Raw genomic sequence first — 19,377 nt, 5'->3', positions numbered from 1 at the left:
AGATGGTCTCCGTCGAAGTTAGAGAACAGGAGGAGCATTGAAGCTCCCCCTGCGACGAGCGCAGTTTCGTCGCGCCGGGTTAGTCACGCTGTCTGCCAATGGTGGGCCATGCGGTCTACCCCGGCACGTCCTCTGCGTCGTCCTCTGAGATTAGCAACTCCGGCACCGAGAAAACAGCGCCAAGCTTTGCAATGGACAGCCAGTCGCTGTACCGAATTAGCGTGTGAGGTGTGATGACCTTTTTCCTGCGGATCGATTTCACTGCATCGAGATGAGGCGCATGCAGTCTGAGCGCTTGCATGCCGTAGGTCACGAACACTTCCCTGGATAGGGTCGGTGTTTTGAGTGCCGACAGGGCAAGGGCGATGCTCTTGAGCACGATGGCCAACAACCCTGGATAGCCTGCCGTCAGTTGATAGGCGACCGACGGAAGCCAGAGCGGCATCGACTCGATGCCGGCGACGCGAAGCGTTCTGTCGAAGAGTGCCCGGCATATCGCGAGCCAACGTATGTCGCGCGAACTGGGAGGTGGGAGGAGTTCAATGGGGGCGGCCGCTGTCAGGTCACCAAGGACACCCGGTAGACGCCCTGCACCTAGTACAGCAGCGCCCGGAGTCGCTAGACAGAGAACTGGGATGCCCGTTGTCCGGGTGAACTGCCCGATTGCGTTCCAGGTTGCAGGCGCCCAACTGCCAGATGCGTCCTCCATACTGATGCGCTCGATAATCAGCATCCCGAGGTTGGCTGCCACCGACAATGCACATATCGAGGGCACTATGTCACGTTCGCGGAAGAGCGGCGACCTCGTGTTCAATGCATATTCGGTCTGCATGGCGGCGTCAAACGCCCCGAAAAATCCTTGTGCAAACGAAGTCAGTTTTCCGTCTATTGGCCAGAGCAACCGGAGGCATGGAAGCTGAAGGTAGTCTGTGAAACCGTTTGACTCGGGCACGCGAACCGCCAGCGCCTGACTCCCGATCGCATTGTGCATGGCCTGCGCTAGCAACCGTCTTCCCATGCGCACTGGAATGGAGACGATCATTCCCCGCGGTTTTGCGCGTGGGGCGATCCCGAACCGCGAAGGGAGCACGTGCCCGTGCGTGTTGTTCCTCCTGTGAAGGAACGAGGCTGCGTTCGCTGCGTAGTCCCGGTAGTGGGATTTGCGAAGATCCCTGTCGTGATACGAATCCCTGACAAGCGTGATGACCTTTGTAAGGACACTGCCGATCGTCGCATTGCTGACCAATGTATCGGCAGCGCCTGCCACGATCAATTCCTGTTTGGACCTGTATTCGTATTCGGACGCGTCAGGGGGCGTTACCGTCGTCAATGCCATTGCTTCAGGAAGGGTAGGAACACCCCTGATGCTCGCCAGGAGCGGATTGCCTCGAGCTCGAACAGCTTTCTGAGTCGGAGTAATGCTGTTACCGCCGGGCGCTTGTTCGCTCGTGCTCATTCGGCATCCTCCCGTTTGGCAAGCGAGGCCCCGATCTCCTGCGCCAAGACCAGCATCGCCACGCGGGCCAAGGGGTCCCGATGCTGTCTCTGTTTCTTGGACTTGCTGCCCTGAGTGGTCCCGGGAGCGTGGTCAGCTGTTGTGCGGGACGTTGATTCTGTGCGCGGCAGGGGCACGGGTGGCGGCTTCCCGACTAGGCTGTAGCTTTCGGTAGCAGGAGGATCCTGCCGTAAGGCTTTCTTCTTCATTGGGTATCCTTGCGAAAACGCGTTTCGTACAGACGTGTCTTGACAACGCCCCCTCGTTGTGAGACGCTACGCGTGTGTTGGCGCGCGAGGCCTTGAGGGCACCGTGAGGACGGCGCATCGGAGTTCGTACCTCTGATGCGCCGTTAGTTTTTGTGCGAGGGTCTACCTCGCAGCTTTCTTACTCTTCGTTAAAATCTCCTTGCAGGTAAGATCAGGATTCTGGGCAGCGCAAATTTCGTCGCCCGCCACGCTTGACAAATGTGGTATTTCGGAGTACTATGTAGGTATATTGGTTTAGCGTACCCTAAAATTGGGTATTTTTGCAAGCTCGCCGATTGATATCACGTGTGAACATCTGCATTACGCCCGCACCGCATTCGTTGTACATACGAAAATGAATGCGAGTCCGAAACGGGAAACATCCTCCATCTGCGCTGACTCCGCTGCTCGACTCTTTGGTGTTACCTATGCCCTCGGTCTTTTGATACTTCTCAAAGGATCGCCGGCGAGTCGTCCGCTTATTTCGTCTGCCCGTCCTGCACATGCATTTGCGACTTGCTGCTTCGGTGTGGGTGCAGGTATTACACGGCCAGTGCCGTCAGGAAGTCTCACTTTGAACGATTGCTTTGGGCGCGGCTCATCTCGACAGTTCTGAGACATTCCACACATCGCCACGGCGCAAACTGACATGCCAAAGGTCTCAGGGGGAACCTGAGAGCCAACGGAAGCCGCCAATAGTCGTTATTTTCAATAACGGGATGCTTTTCTGGTGTCGACCTTGAACTGCTCGTCGAGATAGCGTCTATGTCCTTCCCCGGGGGAGGTGGATTGCCTCACCGTTAGTCGGGCATATTTGGCTGCCCGAGAGATTTGCGGAAAGCCTCTTCGACCTGACGCGTTGCTGCGGCTAGCGGATCGTCATCGAAACCCTCCGGCGTTTCCGATGCCCCCGCTTGCGCTCCGGAACCGGGCGGATTCTCGAGCGGAAGCCCGTAGGCAGCCCGTTGCTTCTTGGCCAGTTCACTTTCCCGATGCGCGGTGCTGTTTCGCTTGGCATCCCTTAGTGTTTTTCCTATTGCGCCTGCGAACGGGTTGCCCCGAGCCATTTCGATATCGTCGATGTTCTTCTGCTGTTCGACCGGAAGTCTGCTTCGGGACTGGGTGCGCCCGGCCGCCTTGATTTTCGCGGTGACGCGCTCGTCAAACCTGGCAAATTGCAGGTCCAGCCAGCTCGCACCCTCGCCAAAGCGGCGGCGATCCTCGGGTATCATTGCAATCTCAAAGACTGCCTCGTCCTTGGTTTTGCAAAGCAGTGTCATTGAACGACGCGAGATGCGCTTTACCCAGACCAGCAAAGGTGGTTTTTTGCTCGGTATCCTGGAGTAGGCAGTCGCAACATCCTTCAGCCGCTGTGACGTGTAACGAGCCCGTTCGTAGAGGATCCGTCCCCTCCTGCAGGTGGCGGGTTCCCACGGCAGGAAAATGTCATACACTTCCTCGGCGCTGTACACCCGAGCAGCATTCCCCGACCGCAACGACTGATAGTACTGGTGGATTTCTGCAGGAGATGTGCCATAACCAGCGTTTCTCATTTCTTTCGTGCGCAGATGTGCACAGTCAGCGGTTAGGTTCAGGCGGTTACACGCACAAAGAAACAGCTTCTCGAGTTTGTCGGGCTCCACAGGTGGCAGCTTGCGTCTCTCGCGGCGCTTGGTTTTCTCAAGAACGTTATTCGCCCGCGTGTAGCCCTGCGGGGTTTCTTCCGAGATGATCTGGATCATCGTCTCGTTCAGACGCTCAATGATCGGGTTGAGATCCGGCCGCGCGCCCGGTGGGTTGAACATGATACCGCCAAGCGACTGGGCAACCGCTCCGCGAACAGATTTCGATTTTCCGGCGCCATTATCGACAAATACGCCATCGAAATTGCCAAGCACGATGCCAGGAAGGGATGGCAGGCCGAGAGATGCTATGTGGTCGTCCAATGGAAGCAAAGCGCTGACGCAGCATAGTCGATAGCCCTCCGCCCGCTCTCCTTCAGTGCACATCGCGTAGCCGCGGAAGGCGCGAGACAGTCGGGAGACTCCGATGATGATCCAGACCTCCATCGGCTCGAGCTTTCCATTCACGATGGCGCCGACGGGCACCTTGGGGCGAAAGCCGTCAATATCGAGAATTTCAAGGACGCCCTGTGTGATCTCGCTCGCCGTCCCCGGCCGGGGATCAAGGTATTGCGCGGTTGCCCGATGCCCGTATCTGCGCGCCAGCAACCCCTCGTCGGCCGCGATCTTGCGGTACCGGTAGTAAACCTCGCGGTAGGTCGGTGTGTCCGCTGGACCGCAGTCCTTATAATCTCTCGTTATCATGCGGCGCACAGTCGTGGCGAGGCTAACTTTCTCATCCGCCCAGTCGATCGTGAGGGCGTTTCTTATGTTCGCGATGTCGTCGCAGTCGATACGTCGTGCACGTCGCGAAAAGCTCTTTCCTCTTGCGGCTGCGCGGGTCCTTTGCAGCTTCTCATAGCTCGACAATGGGCCTGGCTTTCCGCCAGGCGTCAGTCGTTCTTTTCCAGGCCCGCCACGCGCCGGCGTCCGGGCGAGTATCGCTCGTTGATCGCCGCCATACCATATGAATCTTGTCAGCAGCTTGACCATGTAAGGCTTGAATCCGTTTCCCCTTTGAAGGACCAGTCCGATTTCCTTGATGCGTTCGTTGCGGCAATTCGCGTCGGAGAAAATGTAGTCGTTCAGGATGTAGTCCGATGGGTTGCCGTCTCCGCCGATATCCACCATGATCATTGCGGCGATGAGCATGGCGCGCTCGTTAAACCCCTTGAACATGCTATCCGGCAGATCAGAAAGGGGCTTGTTCATGTATTCCGGTCGCAAAGGCCCTGGAATTGGCGACACACTTGCGAGCCAGCCTTCGGCATCGACGGACATGGGTGTGGGGAGCCGTGAGGCCGGCGGCGATTCGTCCAGGTGGGTGCGCTGCACGTGCAAGGTTCGCGACACAGGATCCCAGGCGACGGCAATGTAAGCGTTCTCCGGGTCACCCGACAGGGAAAACGGTGCGAAGCGGCTTAGGCCCGCAGGCCAGGTCGCGAGATGCAGTTCTCGCAGTTGCGCGACCAACCTGACATCGCCAGTGATTGGGCGCACTTCCTTCGGCGTGAGGGCGGGGGTCATGGCATCCACCTCTGAAGACCCAACGGCCGGTCAACACGCAGGTATTGGCTGTCGTCGATCCATAGGAACCCGAAGCTGACTGCGACGGCGAAAAGCTCGAATGCGTGGTCCAGTGATATGCCAAGATGCCGGGCGTGCCTCTCGAGAATATCGTGAAGCGTTCCACGCAGGGACCGTGTCTGCAGGCGCATGGCCAGAATGCCGGCCTCGTCGTAGAGGCTCCGGATGTCTGCGTTTGCAATCCAGGTTTGCATTAGCGCGTGATTCCCATACGCCAGCTTGGTCAGCTGGCTTCCGAGTAATGATTCCCACGTCCAGCCACGAGCGGCGAAATTGTCGCTCTCGCGCTGATGTCGTTTGATAACCCTCGAACCAAATCTCTCGTTGCCGTCCTTAATGGAGACCCCGTGGTAGTGGAGGTAGGAATCTGGTGGAAGCACCAACGTCAGTACAACGTCGTATCTCATGATCTGTGACTTAGGCATACGGCTGCCGGCGAGCCTTGCGCGGTTGTATGCTTCCTGGTTGTACACAGGGTACTGTTCCCTGATATCGATTACGTACGGATTGAAACTGAATGCATAAATCGCTCGCATTTCGTTGAGTGAACGCGCCTCATGAACACGCTGCACTTTCACGCCCGCGAAGCTGGCACGGGTTGCGATGTTTATTTCCGCGGGATCGCATAGTGGTACATACTGTGCGCCATGCAGGACGCCATATGCATCACGCCGCGGCAAAACGACATCTCGGGGCGTTACATACGGAGCGGGAAGCTCAAGGATCTTCATTCTCTCTTCCTCCACATGCAGGAAGCGTGATTCATTCATCAGTGGCTGGATTTCCGGTGCTGATCATCCCGTTGACCGACCGGCAGCAGGCGGGCATCGCAGATGACTGTGCGGGTCCGGCGTGGGCTCGATCTACGCCGTAGTTTTGCTGGCGCGCCGTCGTTTCACACATCCCGGGTCCTCCTGAACCCGCGGGGGCGCCCGATATTTGGCAGGCGACTGTTCATTGGAGCTCGGGCATCATGTGCGTCGGCACAAGTTGATCAAACGAAAGCCAGTCGCCGTAACGGATGAGGCTTGATGATGTGAATTTGCCTCCCTGTCGAATGATTCGGATCGCGTCGATATGCGGCTGATCCAGCCTGAGCGCGCGCATGCCGTACTTCGTGAGGACTTCGGCGCTGAAGGCGGGAGTTTTCAGGGCGACAAGATGGAGCGCGACGGCCGTGAGGACTTTCGCAAGAAGACCAGGGTAGCCCAGCGTTAGCTCGTATGCCGTATCAGGAAGCCATGCCGGCATGGACGGGATTCCCGCAAGGCGGATCGTTGTGTCGAAGATGGCGTTGCACATTGCAATCCAGTGCGCTTCGTAGGGGGCACGAGCAGGGGCAATCTCAATGAGACCTCCCGCCGTCAAGTCAGCCCTCGCGCCAGGCAATTTCGAGAGGCTGACGGCAGCCGCACCAGGTGTGGGCAGGCATAGAACCGGGATGCCGGTCATGCGTGTGAACTGCGCGAGCGCGTTCCACGTGCTGTCGTCGGCGCCCGTGCCCGTATCCTGGATATTTATTCGCTCAATCACAAGGAGGCCAAGGTTGGACGCAACGCCGAGTGCACATATCGCGGGGAGGAAGTCACGCTCGCGAAACAGCGGTGTATGGGTGCTGTACGCGTATGCCGTGTGAAACGCCGCGTCGAACGCTCCGATGATCCCCTGCGCAAGTCCGGGCAGCTTTCCGTCAATTGGCCAAGTCGCCCGCAGGGCAGGGAGTTGAAGGTATTCGGTAAAGCCCGTGGTGGTGGTGACTCGGACAACCTTGGGCTCGTCTCCGATAAAAAGCATTACCCGGTCTACCAGTTGTTTCCTGCCCAACGCGACTGGACAGGCAACAACCATTCCCCGGGGCTTTGCCCTCGGCGCGACGGCAAACCGGATCGGGATCATATGCCTGCCGCGACCGCCATGCAGAAGATGTTGCGCTGCTATGGCGTGGTCGCGGTACGCTGGGGTTCTCAGATCCCGGTCCCGGTAAGAGCTCCGAACCTGCGCTATCACGCTAACGAGAACGCTCGCGCGAGCGGCGTCGGTGATGTGCACGCCGGCAGCGTGGTGTACGATCCGTTCGTGAACCGACCAGCCCGTGGCGTCGTCCGATCCGCGCGCTTCCGTGAGGTGCATGGCTTCCGTCAGGGTCGGCACAGGTGGCACGTTCGCAAGGAGAGGATTGTCCTTGTCCTCGCGTACATTGCGGGTAGTGATGACGTCTGTGAGGCCAGATGTTCGTAGAGCTCGGCTCACGCTCACTCCCTCCGAGATGTAGCTATGCAGCAGATGTCGCGCGCCACTCGAAGTGGACGCGGTATATACGGTTTTGCGGGTTCTTGTCCTGGTAGAAGCTTCGAATCCGGGCGACGTTCTCCGCCGCAATCTCGACAAATCTCCCACCCGTCCGTCCAGAACAGCAGGTGGACATTCACTTCGAGCCCGACGCGCTCTTTCTGCGCGATCTAAAGGCCTGGGCTTTCCGTGCGCCTTGGCAATAGCCGGTTCCCTCGCGCAGTACGCCGTGCGTATTCAATATCGTCGAGCGCTGTGTCTAGCATGGCCACCCCAATCGGATGTGGAGACGTGTTTAATCGCGGTATGCAACGAATCGTGTGGATCAGGATGCGGCCGCTAGCCAGCCAGACATTTAGTCTTGGATCCTCGAAGCCATTGGAGTAAAAGGCAGCAAAATCACGTTTCAGGCTGCTAATCCTAATGCGGCCGTTCTCTGCAACGTATCCCCTTGTGCGCAACGTTCTTTCGAGCTTTGCTACATAGCATCGGTAGTCCGAGTGACTTAGCATCCGAAACAACGCGGTACTCAACCGCATGCTATTAAGCTTAGATTTCGTGTTACAGACCGTGAGTACGGGGACTTCCTCCGCGCTGCGCTCATCGACCAATCGATAGCGGCATTCGTGCAGCGGGCAACGAGTTTGCAAGGGGATGCAGTGGAACGAAAGTGAGCATCTTCTCCCCGTTTGGGGGCGCGTTAGCGCGCTGCACTCCGGACATTCAAGGCCATATCGATTGACTGAGCGGAGTGATGGCGGCAGTCTCGGGCCTGGTAGTCGGCGTCGACCTCCGTCGCAAACAGCGGACTCGACATAAGTTGCGACTGCCTCGCCCATGCAGCAGCGATGAAGGGGGAATAGTGTACGTCCCATCAGAACTTCCCTGGGCGATCCATAGAATCCCTCAGTCAACGCGCAGAATCTTGAAAGCCGACACGGCGTGGTCTCAAACAGTTGCGGCGTACGGCGGCGAACTGCGGCCATCGCGAGAATACGGACGTTACTGGAGAGTGTTGTTGACGCCAACGCCGCAAGTAGGCTGAACGGTGTCTCGTAGGGAACTGGTGCGTACAGAGTTCTGAACATGATGGTCACCTCAACTCGATTGGCGTTCCGGCCGGAGATACATCGGGCCGAACTCCTCGAAGGTGAGTCAATCGTCGTGGCGGATGGGACGTAGATGGATTCGAATGCAGGAGCGTTTGCGGAACACGGATGTTGCGTTCCGACATGGTCGATGCAAAGATGGATCGCGCTTGGCGTATATTCAGAGGGTGAATTGGTGTGGATCTAGGACTGGTCAGGCTGAGCGGGTAAGGCGTGTGGCTGGTCGGGGTCTTGGCTATGGGCTTGAATCGCCCAGCGTTGACTCATCGTGGAAGACGTGAGCTATTCACTCATCGAATCGACACCGTATACCTCTCTCCATGGTTGTGTGAGTTGTGCTCGGGCGTGTCACACGTTGTGCATCGGTGTTGTGCGTTCCGGTGCCGCAGGGATTCTGGCTATTATTTTCTCTGGTGTTTATTAACATCTTGAATGTACGTCTGCCCCTTGTTGTAGGATTAGACATTCGGCGTCGTATCGTTACATGTGCGCGTGTTAGTGAATGTCAGAATTTGATACGAACGTCATGGTTTCGTCGGCGCGATTCCTTCACTTTAGGCGGAAATGCAGAAAACGCAAGAAGGATTGATGGGTGAAGTGCCCACGTCTTGGGCCAACTTGGCTGCGCGAGTTATCCGCGTTGCCTTGGCTCGGGCGGATTGCAGTTATGGAGATTTAGCCGTAGTCCTAAATTCACTGGGAATCGAGGATACTGAGCGCGCGCTTATCGCTCGAGTAGCTCGCGGTTCGGCCCGGTTCACGCTGCTCCTTCAGATTCTGCACGCGACGGAAGCCGGCGCGCCGCGCCTCTGGATGGCGCCCCTTGCAATGACAGGCACGTGGGAAGCGCGTGCCCGCGCGGTTATGGCTGTGGAGCTTTCGGAGCAACCTTGGATTACGGTGTCCGAGTTGGTTAGGCGGTTGTCGTCAATCGGTGTCACGACAACCGAGAAGACTCTTGGTTCGCATCTGGCCGCGGGAACATTTTCCCTTACCCTTTTTCTTCAGTGTATGACGGTGCTGCGGAGTTCGAACCTCGATCGTTACATTGATTTCCATGTCCTAGCCGCCGCAGCTGAAAGTGGTGTCGCGACTGACGACGCTTGACCTTAGCACCATTGTGCCGCCTTGCAAAACTGCGGACACTGTCTAAAATGAAACCGTGACGTTTGTTCCGATTTCGTCGACGAGGATCTTCGCCTCGTTGGGCGAAATATACCGCTGACGGACGACGATGGACATCGACTCAGCACCCGCCAATTTCCCGTGGCGGCGGACGTTAGGCGTCGTGCCCGGCGCCCAGCCGAAGACCCTGTGCGGTCCTTTGCGATGGTGTGTACGTTGGGGGCGACGGTCCTGCCGAGCGGCACGAACGTTGGCTGGTCTGCGAGGATCTGGCGAAGCAACTTGGGCGGGTTGCCATGAAGGACGCTGCCAAACATCCTCAGAAATCGAGCGAAGAAGTCCTCGGGCGCGTCCAGGCAGCCCTGACGCGCAAGAGCTGGCTGTCCGAAGATGAACTGGGTTGGTTGGTAAGTCGTTTGCGTGTCCTGCTCGCTTGGTAAGCCCGCGCAACCGCACAAGATCGGCGTGTCGTATTTGGGAAGGGGGAAGTCATGTCGCCTGCCTCGTCAAAGCCAGATTCGAAGGCATGCCCATTGGCGACAGACCTTAAGGGAATCGGACAACTGATCCGTAGCAGGCGGCACGCGTGGGAGTTCGATCTCCTCTACGCGTCTGAGCTGGTTGACGTTCCAGTCGGAGCGTTAAGTCGCCTTGAGGACGGGTTGTCTGTCGAGACGGTGGACTTACTCAAGGTGCTGAATGATTTTGGCCTTGCGATGCTCGTTCTGCCGAAAGACGATGCAGTTACGGCGATGGCAGCCGTTGGCCACACCTACGAGCCCGTTTGGAAAGCGCAGCCGGAATCCTCCGTCGTCCGGCACTTGAAGGCGATACCGTTGGTGCTCAATAACATCACGCCGACGCTGTTTCTGGACTTCGACGGAACGTTGCATATCGGACATTCCTATCTGGGCGACGACGGCGAAATCACCCTCGACACTGGGCGCCCTCTGTTGGAGTTCGCTCCACTCCTTGCCGATCTTCTCGAGCCATATCCAGCGGTCGAAATTGTCTTGACCACCTCGTGGATAAAGACACTGCCGGTAGGCGTAGTCGGCTCGTACCTTCCGCCCAGCTTGGCTCTCAGGGTCGTAGGTTCGACGCGAGACGTCAAGCCGCGCTTGAGCTACGTGTTGGACGGGACGGATCGGACCTACGTCATTAGCAGCTTCGCACTTGGTAAGGGGCTACGGCACTGGTTAGCTCTCGATGACGCCGCGCACGGCGCCTATCATTTCGGACCAGAGCCTGGATCGCTGGTGAACCACTTCCTCTTACTTGATGGAGCACAAGGTATCAGCGATGTTAGCGCTCAACGGCGCATCCGAGAATGGCTCGCGGACGTTCACGCGGCTCGCGAGGCATGATAGGGCACATGCAGTGGAAGTTCAGCGACGTTGACGACCGACGGGGGCGATGCGAAAGCAATCTGCATAGCGTCCGCAGTTGTGCTGTCGTTCGATGAGTTGAGCTTGGAGTTGCGCTACCGGCGAGCAACGGAGTGGGCTCAAGCAGGGTCATTCTGATTCTCCGCCCACCATACTCGCTAGCTGCATCATCGCTTGCTTGTTGCGCTCACGTGCGTCACACGTTGGCCGATTGAGGCTGTCGATGAACCCGTTTAGACGCTTATCGGACTGGCTGCTTCGACTCACATCCCCATGTTCCTCGTCGAGAGAGATTGGAGTACCCAACTAGGCCCCCGTCACACAGTCGACGATTCGTCGACAGGGCGACCACGGCACGCGTTCATACTGTTTTTGGGGTCGAGTCGTCGGGCAATATGTGCATTGGCACTTTGATTACTGTGCCTGATACGGTAGTGAACGCGACAGTGGCCTTGCCTGGATTTGCGGTGCTTCTCTCGCTGAAAAAAACTTCGATCCGTTTGTTGAGATCATAGACAGCGAAGTCGGCTGGTATTCCACCGGGTAAATCTTGGCCTGCCGTGGCTGGTTGCGCGGGTTGGGAGTCTGCGGGGTAAAGCGCTACACTGGCGATTCCGTTGAGATCTGTTCCCGACCATTCCACGGGACCGCGACTTAGACTGATTATTCGAGGTGGCTTGAAGTCGTTAATAATGACCGGATGTAGTGGGGGCGTTGGTTCTATCGGCATCGGAAGCAGGTAGGGTTCAGCAGTTCCAATGCGAATTATTATGTTTTGATATTTTCTGGCAATAGCCGTATCGATTTCAAATCGATAATCCACCGCACTGGCCTTCTTCAGTTCTGGCTCCGTCGTATAGGTCTTGTCAAGGTCAACGGTGATTGAAGTAGCGAAGCCAAGTGGGTGCGCGATCCTAAAGACAGACTTCACTTCATCGCCTCCAAGCCTCGAAATTGAAGGTTCCGAAAAACTCAACGGGAACGATGCGATGAATTCGGACCCACAAAAAGGCGCCGTGAAAGTAATAGATGGGTTGATTGCCAGTGTTTTGGCGCTAATCCACGCACCCACCCGTATGAATTTCCCCGTGCTGATTGGCTGGCTCGGATTGATTGGTTGGTTCGGATTGGTTGGGTCGGTTTCCGAAGTTAGATTTTCATAGTCATAGGGTGGCGGGACAGTTTCGTCCCCAACAAGTAGCATCGGGTCGGGCATATTTTCAAATAGTTTTGTTGTGAGATCGACAGGTTGGCCATCGCCTTCATTATTTGGGCATTTCACATCAATTGCGACACGGAATTTTCTAGTGTATCGACTTGGTCTGATTGATGCTCTTGCAATATAGAAGCCTTGCATCGGCCTGCTTCCCGGTGGCACTTCAAGTCTGAATGACGGACCGAAACGCCCATTCAAGACAGCATCTCCGATAGAAAGTGAAACGATGGCAGTGGTGAACTCCAGCGCCTGTTCCGACTTTAGTGTTAACGTACCCTGTTCTTCGCAGAACGTCTTTCCGCCGACTGTGACTTTGGTGCCGGAGAAGAAGTTTGTTCCCTCCACGATCACTGTAGCCTGGTCTGGTCCTGAGTGTACCCACCGGATTTTGTTGATCGTTGGCGCGAGGTTGGATTGTGTCTTCGCGTTATTAGGGATGGCGAGATTTTGTGGTTCACCAAGGACAAGCTTCGAATCGTCGACCTTCCATGGCAAAAAACGCCACCTGGGCCGAGACGTCAAGGTCCGCCGGTTATACCGGCGCCAATAGGTGCGTGTCCGGATCTGCAGGAGAACTTCACCGGTTTGGGTCACATCCTTTTTCGGAATTGCTACTACGGCTAACATTTGTCGGGTTCCGGCTGTAACGCAACTTGCGCCCAAGACAGGCCGAAATTCCCAGCCGAAGATTGAGGACGGTTGATGTGGAGGAAAAAAGCGCGGCACAGTGTCCTGTCCGCGTTCAAACGCTATCGTATCCGAGTCACGATGAACATATAGTTGCCGAAATCTGTGTCTGCTACCCGCACCAATCTTCAACATCTTCGCGACGGCTGAGCCACCCAGTGAGTAGGCTTTGGTGTTCACAAGTAGTGTGTTGTAGGTCCTTTCCTGTGGGATCAGTGCAACCAAAGAGATTGAATCGTTGCTTTCGGGAACCCGAACGCCAACCTCTACGACCGCAACGCAGTTCTCGTCTCCTGCTTGAGGATTGACTGAAACTTGAAAGCCGAGGACCGTTTGAATCCGGGTGCCATTGTCAAACATACGGTCCGTCAGGGAGCGCTCGTACAGCAACTCGAGATTCATGATCTGCGAGGCGAGGTTAAGCTGACTACCCAACAGGTCGCTTGCCGCCAGGCCGACGTCGATTTTCTTGTCTTCGTTCGGCTCAGAATTGCGGGATTCTGGCTTCGTTTCCGGCTTCTCTTTCGACGTCTTTGAGGAGGTTTTGGAGGGTGTTTCGGCGTGCTCAGTCGTCTCTTTAACGTTGAGGCCAACTGCCAGTGAGTGAAGCGTGTCCGATGAAGTATCGCCTTGCATCAAAGACAGGCTATCGGTGATATTTTGATTGACTGTCTTTAGCGCAGAAAGACTGGCGCTCAATCGTTCTATCCGCAGCTGAAGGGAGCGGTTATCGAAGGCTTTGGCGTTCCCGACGATGATCCCATTGCTGGTCGCATCTTTTGGGCCCCGTCGTCTGAGCGCGATAAACTGTACGCAGGCGTAAAGCACGCAAAGCACCACTCCAGCGACAGCGATGGAGAACCAATGCTCAGATACGAACAGGCTCACTACTCGCATACGTATTCGTACACTATGGTGCCATCTGATTCAACTCGTCCCCTCAACACAGGTTTGGTTGGGGGTGGGCAGACTGGACCTGTTGCCGTCGAGAGTTCGATTCTTATCTTCCTGACCACAGCTCCGGGAATTCCGAGGTCTGCAGCTGCCTGCTCGGCTGCCTCAAGCAACTCGTCCGCGGGGGACCGAGCTTGAATACCTGTGGTCATGTGCGTCTCCAGCAAAGAGTTGTTGGCTTTCGAAAGCTACACGTAACTAGGTGCGCCGCGCGACAGCGTCGGGCGAACGGTTGCGTCAACACGATCTAAACTGCGTCACCTAGGGTGAAAATGCGATTCATACATACTGAATCAGTCGCAGGTCGATAGTTTCAATGTCGGACCGATTCGAGGAGCCTTGTTGGCGGCGTGCAAGGTCTTGAAATTCGAACAAACGGCTCTTGAATATTAGGATAGGTATCTCGATGTGACGGGGCTTTCGCTGAGAAATGTGCGTCCGGACACATTTCACTATTGACGGGCAGGTGTATGTCGTGCACTCAGTTCATTGGGAACGCTGCTTGCCGACGATGCGTCGGGCAGCGTTGTAGTCTCGAAGTCGTCACCACACTCAGAAGGGTTTGATCTTTCGGCGGCGGAGGCGGGACGAGGTACTGAAGCCTTGGCCAATGCGTCAGAGGCTCGCACGTGACGGGGGAAGGCAGGAGCGAGACGAGCGCTTCATGCATATCAGCTTCTCGGAGGTTCGCTCGGAGTGCCGCACGTGCATACTTGAACTGATGTTCACTTAAACTTGATTTAAAGGAAATCGTGCACTGTCTAAGGTGATTCGGAACTGGTCGCTGTGATTTATTTGCGAACTTGCTGACCATTTTATGAATCTTGCGCGCCGTGGAACGGTATCTCGCAATACGCCACAGTAACGTCACCCGGGTGTGATGAGAATTCAGGTCTTCTTCACTTTGTCTCCATGGTGTTACCTGAATTCAGGTCAGAAACTCGGCGGGACGCTATCGACACAAAGGCGAGGTCTTCGCGGGTGGCCTTGTGTCGGTGGCGGCCGCGCACCAGCAGTTCAACTCTGGTGCGCCCCCCGTCCGCGCCAACGTGCGCGGTCCAATTCCAGATTTCGAGCGTCCGTTATTGGAGACAAACATGAGCAAGATGCGTAGCGAGAATTCCGCAAAGGCGTCGCCCACACTACCGCTGCCACCACCCGTCGATTCGGGATCCGATCATGGGACGACGCGAGGGCCGATTGCCGCCGGCAAGCGTTTTGAGCGGCTAGTTCCTCCAGCCCAGGCAACCCTGGTCACGGTCGGGGTCAAGCCGGAATCTGTCTGTTACTTCTACCATCCTGAGGCGCCAGAGCGCCGCATTCAACTCGATGCCGACAGCGGGGGCATCGTCCGCTTTTACGCGCGTGCGCTCAATGGTGCCACACCGACCGAGTTCCACCTTGAATGCCATTGCGCTGGCCACGCTGAATTGCACGTTGTTTCGCTTGGGACGGAGGTCCGCTACACGCAGTCGCTGAGTGCGCCGGAATTAGCTTCCGGAGCCGTCGTCCTAGGCGATGTTCGCGGGCCTCTCGAAGGTGACCCGTTGGCGCCAACGAATGCTGAACTTCTGGCGAAGGGCTACCCGCCGAGGCCCGATCCTCAGCGGTCGCCGGCGCAGTATTCGCGATGGTTAAGGAACGTATTGCGCTCGTTCACCAAGGTCGACACGCGTCGAGTGGCGCACCCCGAGCACAGTCGGTCGAAATATATGCGGGCGCCTGAAGGAATCAAGGTGCCGGATGGCGAACGCGCGACGGCAAAACGTTCCTTGGCCCAGGCGGCAGCTTCGCAAGCCAACGCCAACTCCCCAAACTGGACCGGTGCTTGGTACCAGAATCCAATCAATCAGTTCGCGGCGATCCAGGCGGAATGGAACACGCCGCTGGTCTTCACGCTCGACAACGGGCCACCTTTCTCGGCTCTCTCAGAGTGGGTCGGTCTCGACAATGGTGCCGGAGACCTCTATCAAGCCGGTACGGGATCCGAGTGTTACAACCTGTTCTTCTGGGAAATCACTACCTATTACATGTGGATGGAATCATTGCCGTGGAGTTGGTGGGTGGTTCCTGGATTTCCTGTAAATCCAGGCGACCAGATCTCCGTCGACATCTGGGTAGCCGACCCGTACGGTACGACCTTTTACCAGGACGGAGACTGGGGCGGCCTCACGCCGCAGGATAACAACGTCTGGTTTTATTTGACCAACGCGACCAACGGCGCCAGTTTCATGGGCACGTATCCCACCTCTCCCGAGTCTGCGGGTGGCAAGAGGAGTACAGGATTCACAGGCACGACAGCCGAATTCATCCTCGAGCGGCCGTCGTTTAACAACAATCCGGCACCTCTCGCATTCTTTCTACAACCTGCACTCATGTGGAACTGCGCGTATGCCGACGCCCAGTATGGTGAGTACCACATGTTTCCGCTCGGTGCGGATGACGGTTCGCAACCTTTCGACGGGCAACTTAGCTACCTCAACATGGTCGATCCGAACAACAACAACACGCTGTTGGCGTTCCCATTCGCGATGCCCGATCCGAACAATCCCTCGGACGCGCAGGCAATTCAATTCTTTTGGATGAATTTCCAGTAAGCGCGGTTTGGGTGCCTCGATTTATCATGTCCTGATCGGAAGACTGTCTTCTGGACAATCTGCTGATCGGGACATTCTCATCCTACCACTCACAAGAGGCGCCCAGTCTTCGAGGCTAGCGACTAAGAAGTCAGTCCCCGAGGAAAGCGTCAGCAGCCAAAGCAGCGGCCGCAAATAATGCAACGCCAAGCACGAAAACAGTAATGAAGACTGTCGAGAGCACGTGAGCCGGGACGGTTTCTTAGTGCTTGGCGCGATCGGGAATAGTGTGTGCGTTGGTTGCCAGCAACCTAGGACCAGCTGCAGTGCCGCGCAACTGTTCCATTGGGCCGGCGGGCTAGAATACATCGATGTGCGGGCGATAGAGGTGCTTCCGGCATGAAGCGCGTACTCGCTCCTCGCTGGAGGATGCAACCCGCTTGGTTAAGGGTGCGAGCAGTTGCAAACGTCCGACGACGACCTATACTCTCGGCGCGAGCAAGACCGCGTGCGATGGCCATGCGCCTTCAGCGTGGCGCGGCTCGACTCCGATATTTACTCAGTGAAAAGGAAGGGAAATTCCCAGGCGCATCCTTTGCGGAGCTTTTGCGCCAGATTTTCGGCTTCGTCCTGACTACCTTCCTCATGAGTCGCGAGGTCAAGGTAGTAATTGGCATCGGCGTGCTTGACATAGATTATCCAGTCGCCTGTGAGTCCACGCGCTGCTCGCTCCTCGTACCCGCCAACGACAAGGCGATGCACAAACCGGTTGATCCATTGTTCTGGATGATCGCCGTGCTCCCGGGCAATGTCGTTGATCATCCGGGCGAGATCTTTGTTGCCGCCGCCGGGAAGATTCCACCTTATTCCAATGTTCGTTGTGACGTGCCGACTGGACGTGAAATGCTTGTGCCAAAACGGTTCAAGATGCTGCCCTTTGAACGGGGCTTCGGCCTTTGTCCGCGACGTTGGGCGAAGTCCCTCAAGGTAGTCAAGTTCGAGCATCACTGCACTGGGGTCAAGATGTTGCCCGGACTGGCCCAAAAGTCGAAGCGCGAGTACGAGACTGACGCGATTGGCGTAGGTGCGACCGCGGACCGCGACAGATTTCAACTGTGCAACCTCTTGCAAGTCGAAGCTCATTTGCGCAGGTGCGCTGTCCATAAATCAGTACCTTTCATCGAAATCAGTCAGCCGAAATCCAACCTTTGCCCCGCGGCTGCACGCGCATCCGCGATTTGGAATTCACTTGAAACAGCCAAACACACTGTCATCCAAGACGTGCCGGCGTCTGGCAGTAGAGCGTTGCGTCGCAACTTCTATGGTTCGCTATCGGGGGCACGCGGAAACTCTATCTCTGTCATGCGGCGCAACACGCGTTGCCCTCGTTACAAAGTTTAATACAGCACATCTCCTATATCTGCATTCCCTAAGCAAATCTGGCTCACTGTGTGGCATAGTGCGACTCATTATCCACACCAAGGGAAGGCAATGGCTACTCTGCAAACCATACACGCCAAGATTGCGAAACTTCAGTCGCAGGCGGAAGACATCGCCAAGAAGCAATCTTCCAGCGTTCTCGAGAAGATTCGTGCCCTTATGGAAAAGCATGGCGTCACGACTGCGGACATTGATTCGTATGTTGGCGGAAAGCGACGCGGTCGTAAGCCGAGTGCGAACGTCTCTGACAAGCAAACTGCTGGAGTTGCAAAGTACCGTGACCCGAAATCTGGTGCAACCTGGACTGGGCACGGCCGCGCGCCGGCATGGATTGCCAATGCGAAGGACCGAAGCAAGTTCCTTGTCAGCGGGGCATCTGCCACGTCGGCGGCTCCTGCAAAGAAAGCCGCGAAAGCTGGCAACTACGTGCGGGGACCACAGCCTCCCAAATATCGGGATCCTAAAAGCGGCGCCACTTGGAGTGGTCGCGGCCGCGCACCGGCATGGATTGCGGGTGCGAAGGATCCTTCAAAATTCTTGATTGCTGAGAACGAGGTAACCGCGACTGCGAAGAAACCGGCCGCTGCGCAACGCAGCACGGTTGCGAAGAAGGCAACAGCGGCGAAGAAGGTTGCGAAGAAGGTCGCTCGACGGGCCGTGACCGCTAAGGCCGCACCGAAGGCAGACGCTGCGGTGAAAAAGGTGCCAGGGAAGAAGCCGTCTGTCCGAGCACAGGCACCGAAGAAGACGGCGCCCGCGAAGCGCGTGCCCAAGGCCGCCATACGGGAAGCGGCTGCTAAAAGCGAGCTCGATTCCGCCACCGTGGCTGCGTCGGCGGCGGAGAACATCTGAGTCTGCGGGTTGCCACGCAGGGGACGAACGGCCGTCTTCACTCGTTGCCAAACGGCAAACATCTCGAGTGAGGACGGCCGTTTACAATTTCGTTTATGTGAATAGCCTAGGGTCTGTTTACATTCGATGAAATGTGTTTACATCTTGTCTTTTGCGCGAGCAGGCCAAGATGATTCGAACGTTGTTGAGCGATGAAGTATGGGCACGAATCGAATCCGTCTTGCCAGGCAAAGAAGGCGATCCAGGGCGAACGGCGACCGACAATCGTTGGTTTGTCGAAGCTGTCCTCTGGATCGGCCGGACCGGCTGCCCGTGGCGCGATTTGCCGAAGGCGTTCGGCCGATGGCATACGGTGTACATGCGTTTCTCCAGGTGGCGTCGCAAGGGTGTGTGGGAACGCGTGATCCTCGCCGTGGCCGACGAAACCGAGATCAAGCATGTGTTGATCGATTCGACCATCGTGCGCGCACACCAGCATTCGTCCGGAGCTCAAAAAAAACGGTCCGCAAGCGCTCGGTCGCTCGCGAGGTGGACTGACCACCAAGTTGCACCTGGCCGTCGATGACGCCGGACGCCCCCTGCGGTTGATTGCCACCGAGGGACAAGTTTCCGATATTTCGTGCGCGAATGAACTGGTTGAGCATTTGCGCACCGGTGCGGTCATCGCTGACAAGGGCTACGACTCGAACGCCTTTGTGGAGAGTATCCGCACTACGCGTGCGAAGGCCGTAATCCCGCCGCGTTCGAACCGCAAGACCAAGCGTCGCTATAGCCGTGTGCTGTATCGGA

At 56.8% G+C, this 19,377-nt stretch carries 11 protein-coding genes and 1 pseudogene; 6 read left to right on the top strand and 6 right to left on the bottom strand.

What is annotated here, in order from left to right; all coding sequences use genetic code 11:
• Positions 1–115: 115 nt before the first annotated feature.
• From M3A49_RS31060 to M3A49_RS31045, 4 genes are all read right to left on the bottom strand, one after another.
• Entirely contained in the window at positions 116–1,456 is a 1,341-nt protein-coding gene (locus tag M3A49_RS31060) for a hypothetical protein (protein WP_266232395.1), read from the bottom strand.
• Positions 1,457–2,543: 1,087 nt separating this feature from the next.
• On the bottom strand, positions 2,544–4,892 hold the full coding sequence (locus tag M3A49_RS31055) for a hypothetical protein (protein ID WP_266232394.1): 2,349 nt from the start codon (positions 4,890–4,892) through the stop codon (positions 2,544–2,546).
• A complete protein-coding gene (locus M3A49_RS31050) occupies positions 4,889–5,683 on the bottom strand; it encodes a hypothetical protein (protein WP_266232393.1) in 795 nt (264 codons plus the stop codon). Before M3A49_RS31050 ends, M3A49_RS31055 begins: the two co-directional genes overlap by 4 nt.
• Positions 5,684–5,906: 223 nt before the next feature.
• Positions 5,907–7,082, bottom strand: coding sequence for a hypothetical protein (locus M3A49_RS31045; RefSeq protein WP_266232392.1), 1,176 nt, complete (start codon positions 7,080–7,082; stop codon positions 5,907–5,909).
• 1,832 nt (positions 7,083–8,914) lie between these two features.
• Between M3A49_RS31045 and M3A49_RS31040 the strand changes: the two genes are divergently transcribed.
• The 3 genes from M3A49_RS31040 to M3A49_RS31030 all read left to right on the top strand — a co-directional run bounded on the left by M3A49_RS31040 (position 8,915) and on the right by M3A49_RS31030 (position 10,842).
• Positions 8,915–9,457, top strand: coding sequence for a DUF6471 domain-containing protein (locus M3A49_RS31040; RefSeq protein ID WP_266232391.1), 543 nt, complete (start codon positions 8,915–8,917; stop codon positions 9,455–9,457).
• Between the two features lie 314 nt (positions 9,458–9,771).
• The gene (locus M3A49_RS31035) at positions 9,772–9,915 is read left to right on the top strand and encodes a hypothetical protein (RefSeq protein ID WP_266232390.1); all 144 of its coding nucleotides are present in this window, start codon (positions 9,772–9,774) and stop codon (positions 9,913–9,915) included.
• 93 nt (positions 9,916–10,008) lie between these two features.
• Positions 10,009–10,842: an HAD domain-containing protein gene (locus M3A49_RS31030; protein ID WP_266232389.1), complete on the top strand. Its 834-nt coding sequence runs from the start codon at positions 10,009–10,011 to the stop codon at positions 10,840–10,842.
• A gap of 382 nt (positions 10,843–11,224) precedes the next feature.
• On the opposite strand, the gene M3A49_RS31025 is transcribed toward M3A49_RS31030, so the two are convergent.
• Entirely contained in the window at positions 11,225–13,663 is a 2,439-nt protein-coding gene (locus M3A49_RS31025) for a hypothetical protein (RefSeq protein WP_266232388.1), read from the bottom strand.
• Between the two features lie 1,154 nt (positions 13,664–14,817).
• Between M3A49_RS31025 and M3A49_RS31020 the strand changes: the two genes are divergently transcribed.
• The gene (locus tag M3A49_RS31020) at positions 14,818–16,317 is read left to right on the top strand and encodes a G1 family glutamic endopeptidase (RefSeq protein ID WP_266232387.1); all 1,500 of its coding nucleotides are present in this window, start codon (positions 14,818–14,820) and stop codon (positions 16,315–16,317) included.
• Positions 16,318–16,851: 534 nt separating this feature from the next.
• On the opposite strand, the gene M3A49_RS31015 is transcribed toward M3A49_RS31020, so the two are convergent.
• The gene (locus M3A49_RS31015; RefSeq protein ID WP_266232386.1) at positions 16,852–17,460 is read right to left on the bottom strand and encodes a hypothetical protein; all 609 of its coding nucleotides are present in this window, start codon (positions 17,458–17,460) and stop codon (positions 16,852–16,854) included.
• Between the two features lie 327 nt (positions 17,461–17,787).
• Here M3A49_RS31015 and M3A49_RS31010 point away from each other — a divergent pair, with 327 nt between their 5' ends.
• Both M3A49_RS31010 and M3A49_RS31005 read left to right on the top strand, forming a co-directional pair.
• Positions 17,788–18,588, top strand: a complete 801-nt coding sequence (locus M3A49_RS31010) for an H-NS family nucleoid-associated regulatory protein (protein WP_266232385.1) — start codon at positions 17,788–17,790, stop codon at positions 18,586–18,588.
• A gap of 169 nt (positions 18,589–18,757) precedes the next feature.
• Positions 18,758–19,377: pseudogene (locus M3A49_RS31005) on the top strand (IS5 family transposase); the annotation flags it as partial.

Source organism: Paraburkholderia sp. CNPSo 3076 (assembly GCF_026343935.1).
Taxonomy (GTDB): domain Bacteria; phylum Pseudomonadota; class Gammaproteobacteria; order Burkholderiales; family Burkholderiaceae; genus Paraburkholderia; species Paraburkholderia nodosa.
Note: the sequence above shows the minus strand (reverse complement) of the source record. Positions and strands in the feature narration are given on the sequence as shown.